The sequence below is a fragment of the Haloplanus sp. GDY1 genome (genome assembly GCF_023703775.1).
GTDB classification, from domain to species: domain Archaea; phylum Halobacteriota; class Halobacteria; order Halobacteriales; family Haloferacaceae; genus Haloplanus; species Haloplanus halophilus.
This window is the reverse complement of the sequence record NZ_CP098514.1, coordinates 1,061,722-1,075,855: the sequence shown is the minus strand read 5'-3', so window position 1 is coordinate 1,075,855 and position 14,134 is coordinate 1,061,722. Positions and strand designations below refer to the sequence as shown.

At 71.1% G+C, this 14,134-nt stretch carries 13 protein-coding genes and 1 tRNA gene; 7 read left to right on the top strand and 7 right to left on the bottom strand.

The window, feature by feature from the left end; all coding sequences use genetic code 11:
- The first annotated feature begins 122 nt into the window (after window positions 1-122).
- From NBT67_RS05775 to NBT67_RS05765, 3 genes are all read left to right on the top strand, one after another.
- On the top strand, window positions 123-1,538 hold the full coding sequence (locus NBT67_RS05775) for an FAD-binding oxidoreductase (protein WP_251343870.1): 1,416 nt from the start codon (window positions 123-125) through the stop codon (window positions 1,536-1,538).
- 84 nt (window positions 1,539-1,622) lie between these two features.
- Entirely contained in the window at window positions 1,623-2,855 is a 1,233-nt protein-coding gene (locus NBT67_RS05770) for a HEAT repeat domain-containing protein (RefSeq protein ID WP_251343868.1), read from the top strand.
- 42 nt (window positions 2,856-2,897) lie between these two features.
- A complete protein-coding gene (locus NBT67_RS05765) occupies window positions 2,898-3,290 on the top strand; it encodes a DUF2237 family protein (RefSeq protein WP_251343867.1) in 393 nt (130 codons plus the stop codon).
- A 4-nt stretch (window positions 3,291-3,294) separates the two neighbouring features.
- Here the strand turns inward: NBT67_RS05765 and NBT67_RS05760 are convergent, their stop codons facing one another.
- Window positions 3,295-3,909, bottom strand: coding sequence for a class I SAM-dependent methyltransferase (locus NBT67_RS05760; RefSeq protein ID WP_251343866.1), 615 nt, complete (start codon window positions 3,907-3,909; stop codon window positions 3,295-3,297).
- Between the two features lie 92 nt (window positions 3,910-4,001).
- Between NBT67_RS05760 and NBT67_RS05755 the strand changes: the two genes are divergently transcribed.
- Window positions 4,002-4,928: a DMT family transporter gene (locus NBT67_RS05755; protein WP_251343865.1), complete on the top strand. Its 927-nt coding sequence runs from the start codon at window positions 4,002-4,004 to the stop codon at window positions 4,926-4,928.
- 40 nt (window positions 4,929-4,968) lie between these two features.
- Here NBT67_RS05755 and NBT67_RS05750 read toward each other — a convergent pair whose 3' ends face one another.
- On the bottom strand, window positions 4,969-7,476 hold the full coding sequence (locus NBT67_RS05750) for an efflux RND transporter permease subunit (RefSeq protein WP_251343864.1): 2,508 nt from the start codon (window positions 7,474-7,476) through the stop codon (window positions 4,969-4,971).
- 3 nt (window positions 7,477-7,479) lie between these two features.
- A complete protein-coding gene (locus NBT67_RS05745; protein ID WP_251343863.1) occupies window positions 7,480-9,084 on the bottom strand; it encodes a COG1361 S-layer family protein in 1,605 nt (534 codons plus the stop codon).
- Between the two features lie 384 nt (window positions 9,085-9,468).
- Here NBT67_RS05745 and NBT67_RS05740 point away from each other — a divergent pair, with 384 nt between their 5' ends.
- Window positions 9,469-9,879, top strand: a complete 411-nt coding sequence (locus NBT67_RS05740; protein WP_251343861.1) for an EamA family transporter — start codon at window positions 9,469-9,471, stop codon at window positions 9,877-9,879.
- Window positions 9,880-10,000: 121 nt separating this feature from the next.
- Here the strand turns inward: NBT67_RS05740 and NBT67_RS05735 are convergent.
- The 4 genes from NBT67_RS05735 to btuC form a co-directional block, all read right to left on the bottom strand.
- A tRNA-Thr gene (locus NBT67_RS05735) sits at window positions 10,001-10,073 on the bottom strand.
- A gap of 54 nt (window positions 10,074-10,127) precedes the next feature.
- The gene (locus NBT67_RS05730) at window positions 10,128-11,132 is read right to left on the bottom strand and encodes a class I SAM-dependent methyltransferase (RefSeq protein ID WP_251343860.1); all 1,005 of its coding nucleotides are present in this window, start codon (window positions 11,130-11,132) and stop codon (window positions 10,128-10,130) included.
- A gap of 48 nt (window positions 11,133-11,180) precedes the next feature.
- Window positions 11,181-12,470 carry an ATP-binding cassette domain-containing protein gene (locus NBT67_RS05725; RefSeq protein ID WP_251343859.1) on the bottom strand — a complete coding sequence of 430 codons (1,290 nt, stop codon included), beginning with the start codon at window positions 12,468-12,470 and terminating at the stop codon, window positions 11,181-11,183.
- Entirely contained in the window at window positions 12,467-13,474 is a 1,008-nt protein-coding gene (btuC, locus tag NBT67_RS05720; protein ID WP_251344347.1) for a vitamin B12 ABC transporter permease BtuC, read from the bottom strand. Before btuC ends, NBT67_RS05725 begins: the two co-directional genes overlap by 4 nt.
- A 118-nt stretch (window positions 13,475-13,592) precedes the next feature.
- Between btuC and srp19 the strand changes: the two genes are divergently transcribed.
- Together srp19 and NBT67_RS05710 are read left to right on the top strand one after the other, a co-directional pair.
- Window positions 13,593-13,871, top strand: a complete 279-nt coding sequence (gene srp19, locus NBT67_RS05715; RefSeq protein ID WP_251343858.1) for a signal recognition particle subunit SRP19 — start codon at window positions 13,593-13,595, stop codon at window positions 13,869-13,871.
- The gene (locus NBT67_RS05710) at window positions 13,871-14,098 is read left to right on the top strand and encodes an H/ACA ribonucleoprotein complex subunit GAR1 (protein WP_251343857.1); all 228 of its coding nucleotides are present in this window, start codon (window positions 13,871-13,873) and stop codon (window positions 14,096-14,098) included. Before srp19 ends, NBT67_RS05710 begins: the two co-directional genes overlap by 1 nt.
- Window positions 14,099-14,134: the final 36 nt, after the last annotated feature.

Here is a 14,134-nt window from a genome sequence, read left to right as displayed (position 1 = left end):
GCGACGTTCCGGATCGGGCGCCGGCGCGCGCCGGACGAGCACCGAATGTCATATATAATTAAATAGATGGACTACATTTTACGACCGACCGTTCCGAATCCCGGAACGGAACGGAACGCACGATGTCAACTTTCGATACACTCGACCCGTCGATCGCCACCGACCTCCGAGACGACGTCGCCGGCGACGTCGTCGGCCCCGGAGACGACGCGTATCACGCCGCCCGAACCGTCTGGAACGGTCGAATCGACCGCTTTCCGGTCGCGATCGCACGCGTGGCCTCCAGCGCCGACGTCGCGGCGGCGATCCGATTCGCTCGCGAACGCGACCTGCCGCTGTCGGTCCGTGGTGGCGGTCACCACGTCACCGGTAGCGCCGTGGTCGACGGTGCGGTCGTGGTCGACCTCTCGGACATGACGGCCGTCGACCTCGACGTCGAGGCCCGGACGGTCCGTGTCGGCCCCGGCTGTCGCGTCGGCGACGTTCTCACGGCGACACAGGAACACGGTCTCGCGATCCCCTGCGGGAGCGCCTCGCACAACGGCGTAGCCGGATCGACGCTCGGCGGTGGCATCGGCTGGGTCCGACGGGCACACGGCCTCGGCGTCGACGCCCTCCGTTCGGTCGAACTCGTCACCGTCGACGGGGACGTGCTGACCGCCAGCGACGCGGCGAACCCGGACCTGTTCTGGGCCGTCCGGGGTGGCGGTGCCAACGTCGGGGTCGTGACGCGTTTCGAGTTCGAGTGTTTCGAACTCGGTCCGGAGGTCGCGGTCGCACAGGTCGCGTACCCCGCGCCCGACGACGAGACCACCGCCCGCCTGTTCCGCCGCTACCGCGCGTTCGTCGCCGAGGCGCCCGACGCGGTGACGTCGATGGCCCTCCGAACGTTCGTCCCGTCCCTCCCGTTCGTTCCGGCGGAGTTTCACGGCGCGCCGATCGTGATGTTCTACGCCGTCTACGCCGGCGACCCCGGCGACGGCGAGGCGGCGCTCCGTCCCCTCCGGGAGGCGGGGGACCCGGCGATGGACCTGAGCGGTCGGCTGCCGTTCGTGGCTGTTCACGACATCGCGACCGAACTGTTCCCGACCGGGAACCGCTACTCGTGGCACTCGCTGTACGCCGACGAACTGACGGACGACCTGATCGAGCGCGTCGCGACGGCCGGCGGAACGGCACCGGGAGCCGAGTCGTCCGTGACGGTGTGGCATCTCGGCGGTGCGGTGAGCGACGTCCCCTTGGACGCGACCGCCTACGCGTGGCGGGACGCGGAGTTTCTCGTCTCCGTCGAGGCCGGGTGGCGTGACCCCGGTGCGGACGAGGCGCACCTGGCGTGGGCCGAGTCGACCTGGCGCGACCTCCGGGGCTCGGACGCGACGCTGGAGGGGTTCTACCCCGGCTTCCCCGGCTTCGTCGACGGGGACGAGCGGTCCCGGATGGCGTACGGCGACAACCTCGACCGACTCGCGTCGATCAAGGCGCGGTACGATCCGGAGAACCTGCTCCGCAACAACCTGAACGTCAGGCCCTCGTCCTGAGTCGACGGCCCGCCGGTGGCCCGACCGGGTGCCGCCTGCCGGGAATGGAAACGCTCTTTTGAGAGTCACACGGAGTGTGTCCGTATGACCGACGGGGACGACGAGACCGACCTGCCGGCCGAGACCCTCGACTCCCGCCTCGACGCGGCCGCCGAGGACCTCGACGCCGCCGAGACGGAAGCCGACCTCGACGACGTGGAGGAGACGCTCGACGGCATCGCTGAGGACCTCGACGCCGCCGACCTCCCGACCCCCGACGAGGACGAGGAGGACGCCGAGGATCCCCGCGAGGAACTCGACGCCCGCCTCGACGATCTGCGCGACGAACTGGCGGCCGCCCGCGGCCCCTACGCGAGCGACGTCGTCGACGACGTCGAGGCCGCAAGGGATACCCTCACGGACACCGAGTGGACCGAGGACGGCGAGGACGAGGCCGCCGCGGCCGTCGCCGCCTTCGTCGACGAGGTGGCGACGATCCTGGACGCCGACCTCTCGGGCGACGACGCCGAGGCCCTGGACGCGGCCGCCGAGGCCGTCGCGGACGCCGACCTTGACGCCGACGCGGACGCCGAGACCATCGACGACCTCCTCTCCGCGACCGACGACCTCGCCGCCGGCCTCGACGACGCAGAGGAGTGGGACGACCTCGAAACCCACGAACAGCTTCGTGCTCAGGGCTTCTACGACGTCCTCGGCCACTACAAGGACTTCCCGCCCGAGTGGGCGGCGCTCAAGGAGTGGGAACAGCGGGGGAACGTCGAGATGGTGTTGCTCGCGCTCGACAGCTTCCAGTCGGAGTTCATGGAGCGTCACTGCCTGGAGGCGATCACCCGGATGAACGACGAGGCGGCCTTCGACGCCATGCACGGGCGCGCCGGCAAGCGCGACAAGCCCGGCATCAAGGCGCTCGGCAAGATGGGCGCCGAGGACGCCGTCGACACCCTGCTCGAGTACGTCGACGCCGACTCCGATCCCGGCCTCCAGAAGGTGACGTTCAAGGCGCTCGGCGAGATCGGGAGCGAGGCGGCCACCGGCCCGCTCGCGAACAAACTCGCCGCCGAGAACGAGCAGGTCCGCCCCTACGCCGCCCGCGCGCTCGGCCTCATCGGCGACACGCGCGCCGTCGACCCGCTCGCGGACACCCTCGCCGACGACGAGAACGACGAGGTCCGCGCGGCGGCCGCGTGGGCGCTCCGTCAGATCGGCACCGAACGCGCGCTCTCGGCCGCCGCCGACTACGCCGACGACCGCGCGTACCTCGTCCAGCACGAGGCCTCGCAGGCCGCCGACGCGCTGGCCGTCGAGGGCACGGCCTGACCCGATCCCAACGCTCTCCTCTCCGGCCCCCGAACCCCGCCCATGCCCACGGAGTCGAACGCCCTCGGCACCGACCTCGAACCCTGCAGTACCGACCCCGAGACCGGCTACCTGCGGGACGGCTGCTGTCACCACCTCGACGCCGACCGCGGGCGCCACGAGATCTGTGCGGTCATGACCGAGGCGTTCCTGGAGTTCTCGCGGGCGCGGGGCAACGACCTGACCACGCCGCGTCCGGACCTCGACTTCCCGGGGCTGGAACCCGGCGACCGCTGGTGTGTCTGCCTCGGCCGGTGGGTGGAAGCCGAGGAGGCGGGCGTCGCGCCGCCGGTCGTCCTCGAAGCCACGGCCGAGGCGGTCCTGGAGGCGGTTCCCTTCTCCACGCTCCTCGATCACGAGTACGAGGGCGGGGACGGGGACCGACGCGGCGAGTGATCCCTCACTCGGCTCGCGGATACGACTGCCGACCGCCCGCGGAGTTCCGCCCCACGAGCGTCGCCACCGCCTGGGTCCGTCCCGCCGCGTCGAGGCGGATCCGCTCCCGGTACTCGAGGACCGTCAGGTCGAGTGCGGCCCGAAGCAGGTCGTTCGACCGGAACTTGTAGCGGTCGCTCGACGGCCCGACGTCGACGTCGTCGCTCGACCGCAGGTGGTGTTCGTAGATCAGGACGCCCCCGGGCGCCAGCGCCTCCTTGATGTCGGGAAGCAGGTCCAGCGCGGCGAAGAAACTCACCGTGATCACGTCGTAGGTGCCCGCCTCGAACTCGAAGTCGGCGACGTCGCTCCGGATCCAGGTCACGCCCTCGACGCCCGCGGCCTCGGCGGCGCGGGCGGCCCGATCCAGCGCCTCGTCGGAGACGTCGACGGCGTCGACGGCGTACCCCTCGGCGGCGAGAAACCGGGCGTTCCGTCCCGTGCCCGTCGCGACGTCGAGCGCACGCCCCGTCGGCAGTTCGTCGACCCGCCGTTCAAGCGCGGGAATCGGGTCGTCCGGCAGGTCGAACTCCTCGTCCGTGCTGTACTTCTCGTTCCAGCGCTCTCGGTCGTCGGTCACGGGTCCACGAAGCCGCCCCAGGGACAAGTCCCCGTCGGGGCCGACGGCCGTGGATCGATACACCCATCCCCGCCGCCGAAAAAGGATCGGTCGTGCCCGCCGGTCGCTACCGAAACGCCGCCCTCTTCGTCCTCCTCGGCGTACTGTTCGGCAGTTCGTTCGTCGCGATCAAGGCCGGACTGGACGCGCTCCCGGCGCTCTTCTTCGCCGCCCTCCGGTTCGACATCGCGGCGCCCATCCTCCTCGCCTACTCGGCGTGGCGCCACGACGCGTGGCGGCCGCGGAGTCGCGCCGACCTGACCGCCATCGCCGTCGGCGCCGCCACCATCGTCGCCGCGAACAACGGCCTGCTCTTTCTCGGCCAGCGGACCATCACTCCCGCCGCCGCGTCCGTGATGTACGGCCTCAACCCCATCCTCTCGCCCGCCGTGGCCTTCCTCGTCCTCGGCCAGCGACTCGACGTCCGCGGCGTCGTCGGCATCCTCCTCGGCCTCGTCGGCGTCGTCGTCATCGTCCAGCCGTCGCCCGAGACGCTCACCTCGGGGTCGACGGTCGGCCAACTGTACGTCCTGCTCGCCGCGGCGATCATCGCCCTCGGGAGCGTGCTCATGCGGCGGATCGACGCGACGCTGTCGAGCATCCCGCTGACCGCGTGGGCGATGGGCCTCGGCGCCCTCCTCCTCCACGGCTGGAGCCTCGCGGCCGGCGAATCGGTGGCCGGGACGGCTCCGACGACGGCGCTCGTCCTCGCGGTGCTCGTCGTCTCGCTCCCCTCGACGGCGGCCGCCTACCCCATCTACTTCACGCTCATCCGTCGGATCGGTCCCGTGCGGACGAACCTGGTGGCGTACGTCGTCCCCATCGTCGCCGCCCTCACGGGGTGGCTCCTCCTCGGCGAACCCGTCACGCTCGCGACGGCCGTCGGCTTCTGTGTCGTCGTCGCCGGCGTCGCCCTCCTCGAACGGCACGTCGTCGCCGCCGAACTCGCCCGGGCCGCGCGGTGGGTCGGCCGTCGGTGACCGGCCGTCGTCGCGACGGCTCGACGGCGTGGCCCCCGACTCACTGCGGGTCGTCGGCGTCCCGGACGGGGGCCGGAATCGGCTCGGTCGCCTCGCCGAAGACGCGTTCCCAGACGACCAGCGCGGGGGGCAACACGAGCAGCGACGACAGGAACGCGTAGACGACCGAGAGGGCGGTGAGCAGGCCGAAGTCGCCGATGGCGGGGAACACCGAGAGGACCAGGACGCCGATGCCGAACACCGTCGTGAGGACGCTCCCGAGGAGCGCGCCGCCGGTGCCGTAGACGCTCCGCGAGAGCGCGTCGAGGACCGTCGGCTGGAGGCGTCGCTCGTCGATGTAGCGGTGGGTGAGGTGGACCGAGTAGTCGATGCCGAGGCCGATGGTCATCGCGAGTACCGTCGCGGTGAACGCGTTCAGCGAGAAGCCGAGATAGCGCATCGACCCGCCGACGCAGGCGACGGTGACGACGATTGGCGCCAGGTTCGCCAGGCCGAGCGACGCCCGCCCCTCCAGCACCCAGTAGACGAGCAACAGGAAGACGGCGGTGCCGACGAGCGCGAGGGTGAGGCTGACGATGGCCGAGGCGAAGATGATGTCCGAAATCGCCTTGAACACGACGATGTTGCCGGTCGCGGTGGCGTCCCCACGGTAGCGGTCCGCCACCTCCCGGGCGTCGGCCGTGATCGCCGCGTCGCTCTCGTCGCCTTTCACCGCGTACACCACGCGGGCGCTGCGCCGGTTCTCGGTGAGGTAGTCGAGCGCGCGGTCGCGGGCCGGTGAGGCGAACAGGTAGTCGTACACCGCATCGAGGTTCCGGTCCGGGATCCCGTTGGCGTTCCGGTCGTTCCGCGCCACGAGCGCGTCGAACTCGGAGTCGCGCTCCTGGTAGGCGAGGACGATGGTCACGATGGAGGTCTCCCGGGCGTGTCGGCCGTCCCTGACGAACGTCTCCGGCGGGTTCTCGCCGGCGCGCCACATCGACTCCAGGGCCGTGTTGCGCTCCATCGGCGCCTCCACGTACACGACCACCTCGGCGTCCTCGCTCGACTCGAAGTTGGCTTCGAGGTAGTTGATCGTCGCCGTGATCGTGTACTCGTTCGGCCTGACGGGCTCGGGGAGGACGTCGTAGAACTCGGGGGTCTCCTCGGGCGGCAGGAACTGCTCCTGGGAGAACGTCGTGTCGATACCGACGGCGTAGTAGCCGGCACCCCCCGCGGCGACGGCGGTGATCAGCAGGAAGGCGACCGGCGCACGCCGCGCGACGATCACGCCCAGCGAGAGGCCGCGTCCCAGCGTCGATCCCTCGGACCCGATGGGCGTCTGCGAGAACGTCGGGAGCGGGTACCGATCGCGAAGGTCGTCGGTGTAGAGCTTCAGTGCCGGGAGGAAGACCCCGAACACGAGGAAGGTGAAGGCGATGCCGACGGCGGCGACGGTGCCGAACTCCCGGATTGGTGGGAGGTCGCTCACGAGGTTCGACAGGAAGCCGATGACCGTCGTCGCGGTGACGATGAAGAAGGCGACGAGCAACTGGTCGGTCGTGGTCCGCATCGCGCGTTCCGGGTCGGCCTCCGTGAGTCGCTCCTCGCGGTAGCGGTTGATGGCGTGGATGCCGAAGTCGATGCCAACCGCGAGCAACAGCGGCGGCACCGCGATGAGGATCTGCGAGAACGCGATGCCGGCGAAGCCCATGAAGCCGAACGTCCAGACGATCGTCATGCTCAACCCGGCCAGCCCGAGAAGCAGGTCCACCAGATCACGGTAGGCGATCACCAGAAAGAGCGCGATCAGGAACACCGCGGCGGGGACGACGATGAGCAGGGAGTCGCTGATGACCGTCCCGAACTCGACGGCGGTGATGCCGGATCCGAAGACGACGACGTCGCCGTCGGCGGCGTCCGCGACGAACCGCGCCTCGATCTGGATCGGTTCGAGGGGGCTGGCGCTCCCCTGTCCCGTCCCCGCCGCCAGCCCCCCGGGAACCTCGTGGGTGACGATGCCGATGGTACCGGACGCCGAGGCGGCCGTCGGATTGAAGTCGTCGCTCAGGAGCGCGACGAACCGTGGGTCCGTCCGCGCGAGGGTCCCCACGGCGGTCCGTATCTCTCCGGACGTCGCGCGCTCGACCGCGTCCCGTTCGGCCTCGAGGCCGTCCACCGACGGGTCGAGTTGCCGGGCGACGAGCCGAGCGGCGCTCTCGGTTCCCACCACGCGCATGTCCGGATCGTCGGCCAGCCGTTCCTGAACCGCGAGCATCCGCAGGAGCCCCCGCTTCGAGAGGACGTTCTCGCCGCGCTGGATCAGTTGCGTACTCCCCTCGTCGGGTTCGAAGGGCGCCGAGAACTTCTCGTTCACGTCCTGTAGCGCCTCCTCCTCCGGCACGTCCTCGGCGAACGATTCGGTCCCGGAGTCGGTCGAGACGGCGGGCAACCCCGCGGCGAACACGGCGGTCACGAGGAGGAAGGCGAACACGACGGTCCCGGGCCGGCCGGTGATCCAGTCGTCGGCCGCGTCGACGAACCGCTGGTAGTCGACTTTGGCCGGCACGGTCTACCTCCGTCGGACGACGACGATCACGGCCCCGACGAGCGCGACGGCGCCCAGCCCCACCGCGAGCCCGAACGGCAACCCACCGCCCCGCCGTTCCTCGACGGTGACCGGGAGCCGGACGGTGTCGGAGATCTCCGTGGTGCCGTCGGAGCGGTCGTACTCGAAGTCGAGCGAAACCGGATACGCCTTCGGGAACGTCCCGCCACCGACGCTCACCTCGAAGCTGATCTCCGCGGACTCACCGGGGGCGAGTTCGTCCACGAACGCCTCGTCGTCGTCCGTCGAGATGGGGTCGTCGACGAACAGCTTCGCGGAGACGTCCGAGAGCGTCTCGTCGTCGGCGTTCGTGACCCGCAGCGCGAGCCGTCCGCTGCCGCCCGCCCGCACCGTCGACTCCGTGACCTCGACGGCGAAGGGGTCACGCTCCGACGCCACGTCGATCCGCGCGGTGAGCGCGTCGCTCGTCCGGTCGTCACCGTCCTCGGTCTCGTAGTCGACGACGAACCGCAACTGCCGCGAACCGGGATCGGCGGCGCTCGACACCTCGACGTCGAACGCGAAGGGCGCGGACTCGCCTGGGGCCAGATCCGGCACGGCGAACTCCGTCTCGCCGGCGTCGAAGTTCGGGCTCGCGGGCTCGAAGACCACCACCGCGTCGGTGATCGGCAGCGGCCCCTCGTTGGTCACCGTGCCGCTCACCGCCCCCTCGTGGTCGACCCGGAGCGACGACTCGACCCCCGACAGCGAGAACGCCTGCTCGGCGAGCGGCCGGACGCTCGACCGGAGTTCGTTCGACGCGCCCGCGATCCCGTCCGCGTCCGTGTACGAGACCCGCCCCGTGACGGTGTAGTTCCGCAGTTCGGCGTCCTCGACGACGCTGACCGGGAACGTCGCCGTCTTCGTCTCGCCGGGCACCCACTCGCCGACGAACGACTCCGCCGTCGCGGCCCCGCCGAACGTCAGGTCGTCGTTCGCCGAGGTCAGGTCGACGCTCGCCTCGCGGACGGCTTCGCTGCCCACGTGCCGCACCGAGACGGTCATCGTTCCCGAGCCACCGACCTGGGCGTCGGTCCCCACGCCGACGATTCTGAAGCGGGGGTGCTCCTCGACGACGACCGGAATCGACACGCGTCTCGTTCGTTCCACGTCGTCGTACTCCGGATCGTTCGAGGGATCGTCGACGTCGTACAGGACCGTCGACGTGTAGGTGTACGAGAGCGTCACCGGCAGTCGGTACGTCCCCGGCGGTACCGACTCGGGCACGGTGAGTTCGACGCCGACCGGCCCGTGGGAGCCCTCCGGCACCCTCCCCACCGGAACCTCCCCGGTCGCCACGTCGACGCCGCGAACCTCGCCGACGTCGATGGTCGTCGTGCGGGCCGTCGTGACCCGGTCGACGAACTCCTGTGGCCCCCCGCGGACCAGTCGCGCGTCGTTGACGACGTAGACGTCGAGCGTGGTCGTCTCGCCGGGCGACACCCGGTTGTCCGGCACCGACAGCGAGAGGTCCGCCCCCCCGACGACGACGGCGTTCGTCGCCGCCACCGGCGTCGCGGGCACGAGCAACAGCGCCACGAGTAGGACCGCCGCCAGCCCCCGGTTCACGTCCGGACCACCCGGACCGTTCGCTCCGACCGTTCCGCCGAACTCACGTCTCTCTCCATCACGATGCCCGTACAAAGGACATCAACTGAATTAAGTTATGTGTTGAGTAACAGTATCGCGCCTCGGCGTGTTCGTCGCTCGGCGGTGGCTCGCCACTCCGCCTCGAACCGGCTCTGCAGGCGCTCACGGCGCCCAGGTCGCTCCGCTCCCCGCGGTCAGATGGATCCCGTCGGGACGAATGAGACACCTCTATGAGGCCCGTGCGACTAGTGGCGGGTGATCGATGTACTCGCCCCCCAGGCCAGCCACGGCGTCTCGACGTTCGACGGCGGACACGCCGACTCCACGCACCCTCCCGAACTGTAGTCGGTCGGGTGAGGCGGTGTGAACTCGGCGCTCCTCTTCGGCCTGGGGACGATGATCGCGTGGGGGTTCTGGATCACGCTCGGCGACGTCGCGTCGAACAGTATCGATCCGGTGACCGCCGCGGCCATCTCGTACGTCGCCGCGGCGGTCGTCACCGCCGCCTACGCCGTCGTCTCCGACGCCTCGCTCGCGGTGACGAACAAGGGTCTGCTCTTTTCCGTCGTTGCGGGGGTGGCGGCCGCCGTGGGCGTCGTTTCGACGTTCGTCGGCGTGTCCATCGGATCCACCGCGGTGGTCGCGACCGTCGGCGGGATGTACTTCGTCACGGCGGCCGCCATCGGCGTCGTCGCTCTCGGCGAACCGATCTCGCTGACGAAAGTCGCCGGCATCGGTCTGGCCATCGTCGCCATCGTCCTGATCAATCAGTGATCGACCCGCCACGTGGGACTCCTCGGACTCACTTCGTTCGGCCGGGGAACCGGTGTGTGAACTACTCCCGTGTCATCCGCTACCTTCCGTGGCTTTCGCTTCACGGTAGTTCGCAGCAGAAAGCCGGAGGAGGGATTTGAACCCTCGGCCTATTCCTTACGAAGGAATCGCTCTGCCAGCTGAGCTACTCCGGCGCGCACTCCACCGTACTGCCATGACTCAAATAAGGGTTCCGAAACGTCCCGCCCTCACCGGGACAGCCGCACGTCCAGACGGACGTTGAGTTCGTGGGGGGCGTACGACCGGACGACGTGCCGGGTCAGCACCGCCACCTCGTAGCCGGCGGGGGCGGCCGCCGCCCGGATCGCTCGCTCGCCGGGGCCGAAGGGGTCGTCCTCGTGCTGGATGTCGTAGTAGTGGAGGAGGCAGTCGTCGCCGGCGAGGGTGACGGCGGCGTCGAGGAAGTCGTCGGCGCTGTGCGGGAGGTTCATGACGATGCGGTCGGCCCACCCGGCGTGGTCGGCCGCCACGTCGCGCACGTCGCCCTCGACGGCGGTGACGGAATCGGCGACGCCGTTGCGGCGGGCGTTCTCGCGGAGGTACTCGACCGCCGCGGGGTTGAGGTCGACGGCGAGGACGGCCGCTCCGCGAGCGGCCATCGGGATCGCGAACGGGCCGACGCCGGCGAACATGTCGACGACCCGCTCGCCGGCCTCGACGCCCTCGGTGACGCGGTGGCGGTCGGTGGCGAGACGCGGCGAGAAGTACACCTCCGCGAGGTCGAGCAGGTACTCGAAGCCGTACTCGCGGTGGACCGTCTCGGTCGGCGGTCGATCGCGGTCGGCGTCGTCGGTCGCGAGTACCGTCCAGTCCCGCACCCTGAGGTCGCCTTTCACCTTCGAGGCGCGGTCGATGACCGCCCGGACGGGGAGGTCCGAGTCGAGGATGGCCTCGGCGATCCGGGCCGCCCGTGTGGGGTCGTCCTCGTCGAGGATGGCCACGTCGCCCAGGCGCTCGTAGGAGGGGTCGAACCCCAGCAACTCGGCGGGCGTCCGCTGGCGGTCGTGGACCGGCACGTCCCGGTAGACCACCTCGTAGTCGTCGCCGACCGCCTCGGGGTCGGTCACGGGGAGGTAGAGCGACCCGTCGTCGACGACGATTTCGTGGTCCTCGTCGACGAGGTCCGCCGCGGCGAGGGCCCGTCTGGTCTCCTCGCCGGCTTCGCGGGGGACGCGAACGCAGGGCCGTTCCATACCGGCGGGTCGCTCCCCGCGGGAGTAAGCGTGACGTTTCGCCCCGGATCAGCCGTGGGGGCCGCCGGGGCTGCCCCGCAGGACGCTCCCGTCGCGTGGCTCGTCGTCCGCGGCCACCACCCGTCGAACGGCCGCGACCACCGCGTCGGCGTCGACGACGACGCCCCGGTCCCGGAGCGTCGCGTACACCTCTCGTCCCGCCGCGCCGGCGTGGTTGCGCTCCGCGAAGGGGTCGCCGTCGACGACGACGGGCGTCGCCGCCCCGGTCGCGGCGCGGAGGGCCGGCAGATTCCCCTCCGCGACGGCCACGGGCGCGACGACGACGGCGTCGGCCCGCCGCACCCGTTCGGCCACAGCCGCTCGCGCCTCGGCGTCCACCGGCGCGAACGGGGGGACGGTCACGAGGTCCGCGTCGAGCGCTCGGGCCGTCTCGGCGTCGCGGGCGGCCGCGCTCACGGCCCCGACCGAGAGGTCGAACCCGGCGGCGTCGAGGCGGTGGAGCAGCGGCGTGGCCGCGCCGCCGCCGCCGACGACGTGGACGCGGCCGTCGGCGTCGCCCGCGCCGGCGAAGGCGGTCACCGACGCCGTGCCCGTGACGGGGTGGTCGGTGACCGTCGCCCGCGCGTCGAAGGCCGCCTCGACCGCCTCGTCGGTGAGCACCGACGCCGGCGGGCCGGCCGCACGGATCCCGCCGTCCGCGAGCAGGCGGAGTTCGTCGCAGTAGCGCGCCGCCAGGTCGAGGTCGTGGATGGCCGCCACGACGGTGCGGCCCTCCTCGACCAGATCGGCGACGAGTTCCAGCGTCCGAACCTGGTGGTTCACGTCGAGGTCGGAGGTGGGTTCGTCCAGCAGGAGGACGGGCGTGTCCTGTGCGAGGGCGCGGGCGAGGAACACCCGCTGGCGCTCGCCGCCGCTCACCTCGGTCACCGGACGGTCGGCGAGGTGGTCGACCGCGGTGCGCTCCATCGCCTCCTCGACCGCCCGGCGGTCGGCCGGCGTCCGGGAGCCGAGGCGGTCGACGTGTGGCGTCCGGCCCATCGCGACGATCCGGCGGACGTCGAACTCGAACGTCGAGGCGGTGGACTGCGGGACGGTCGCCACCAGCCGACTCGCCGCGCGGGAGGAGAGGTCGGCGAGTCGTTCCCCGGTCACGCGGACGCTCCCCGCGTCGGGGGACAGCGTCCCGGTGATCGCCCGGAGCAGGGTCGTCTTCCCCGCGCCGTTGGGGCCGACGAGGCCGACGAGGGCTCCCTCCGCGACGCTCGTCGACACCGATTCGAGGACGGGCACGTCGCCGAACGAGACGGAGACGTCGTCGATACTGATCGCGCGCGTCACGGCGTGTGCACCTCCCGATTCCGGAGCAGGTAGAGGAAGAAGGGCGCGCCGACCGCGGCGGTGACGATGCCCACGGGGAGTTCGGCGGTGCCGGAGCGGGCGAGGGTGTCGGTGGCGACGAGGAAGGAGGCCCCCGCCAGCGCGCTCGTCGGCAGGAGGATGCGGTGATCCGGGCCGACCAGCAGACGCATGACGTGCGGGACGACGAGGCCGACGAAGCCGATGACGCCCGCGACGGCGACGGCGGCCGCGGTGAGGAGGCTCGACACCGCGAGCAGGAGACGCTTCGTGCGCTCCACCTCGATGCCGAGCGAGTGGGCGTCCTCCTCGCCAAGCAACAGGACGTTCAGATCACGGGCGTACGCGAGCAGGCCGAGGAATCCCGGCACCACGACCGCCGCGGCGATCGTCGCCTCGGTCCAGGTGCTGTGTTGCAGGTGGCCCATCAGCCAGTAGATCGCCTCCCGGAGGTCGCGACCCGCCTGGACGAGCATGAAGGAGACGGCGGCGCCGAGAAACGTCTGCACCGCGATGCCGGCGAGCAGCAGCGTCTCGACGGGCGTCCGTCCGCCCTCGCTCGCGAGCAGGTAGACGCCGAAGGCGGCGATCAGGGCGCCCACGAAGGCGGCGACGGGGAGCGCGAACGGCACCGACACGGGCGCCACGATGGCCGCGACCGCGCCGGTCGCCGCGCCCGCCGAGACGCCGACGATCGAGGGGTCGGCCATGGGGTTGCGGAAGAAGCCCTGCATGACCGTCCCCGCGGACGCGAGCGCGAAGCCGACGACGGCGCCAAGCGCGATCCGCGGCATCCGGATCGAGAGGACGATGGTCCGGTAGCTCTCCGGGGCGTCGCTCGCCCCGCCGAGCAGCGCCGCGAGCGCGATGTCCGCGACGTTGCCGACCCCGATGGACACCGGCCCGATGGCGGCGCTGACGAGCATCACGGCCACGAGCGCGACCAGCAACCCGCCGATCCACGCGCCCGTCCGGACGCCTCCCATGTCTCCGAAAACCTGCTTGCAGTAGGTAAATACTTGTTGCATACCGCCGCACCGTCGACCGCCGTGCCGTCGCCCGCCCTTCCAAAACCGTATTAGGGCCGGCCCGCGGCGTGTGGGTATGGTGGAGAACGTCATCTGGCCGGCCTATCTGGACGCGACCAAGAGTCGCGCCGAGGGGCGGCGCGTCCCCCTCGACGAGGCGGTCGACGACCCGACCGTCGACGAGATCGCCGAGTCCGTCCAGCAGGTCGGCTACGACGCGGTCATCGAACGCGACGCGACCTACCCCCGGGAGTTCGAACCCCGCGGTCGGGTGCTCGTCAAGGGGGCGGACGACGCCTCGAAGAACGACCTCGTACAGGCCATCGCGGCCTACGTGGCGATCCTCCGGGACTGATGCGCCGCCTCGGCACCGTCACCCGCACCGCGCAGGGTCTCGCCATCGTCCGCTGTGACGACGCGGACGTCCCCGACGTCGGCACGGCGGCCGTCGACGAGTCGCTCTCGACGGTCGGCCGGGTCGTCGACGTGTTCGGCCCCGTCGACCGCCCCTACCTCGCCGTCTCACCCGACGACCGCGTCGGCCTGCCCGACCTCCTCGGGACGAAACTCTACGCCCGATGAGTCGCCCGAAGTCACAACGGCCAAACCGCCCCCCGA

Excerpts from the sequence above, each read along its gene's own strand:
- NBT67_RS05775 (WP_251343870.1), top strand. The coding sequence starts at position 123 with ATGTCAACTTTCGATACACTCGACCCGTCGATCGCCACCGACCTCCGA.
- NBT67_RS05770 (WP_251343868.1), top strand. The coding sequence starts at position 1,623 with ATGACCGACGGGGACGACGAGACCGACCTGCCGGCCGAGACCCTCGAC.
- NBT67_RS05765 (WP_251343867.1), top strand. The coding sequence starts at position 2,898 with ATGCCCACGGAGTCGAACGCCCTCGGCACCGACCTCGAACCCTGCAGT.
- NBT67_RS05730 (WP_251343860.1), bottom strand. The coding sequence starts at position 11,132 with ATGGAACGGCCCTGCGTTCGCGTCCCCCGCGAAGCCGGCGAGGAGACC.
- btuC (WP_251344347.1), bottom strand. The coding sequence starts at position 13,474 with ATGGGAGGCGTCCGGACGGGCGCGTGGATCGGCGGGTTGCTGGTCGCG.
- srp19 (WP_251343858.1), top strand. The coding sequence starts at position 13,593 with ATGGTGGAGAACGTCATCTGGCCGGCCTATCTGGACGCGACCAAGAGT.
- NBT67_RS05710 (WP_251343857.1), top strand. The coding sequence starts at position 13,871 with ATGCGCCGCCTCGGCACCGTCACCCGCACCGCGCAGGGTCTCGCCATC.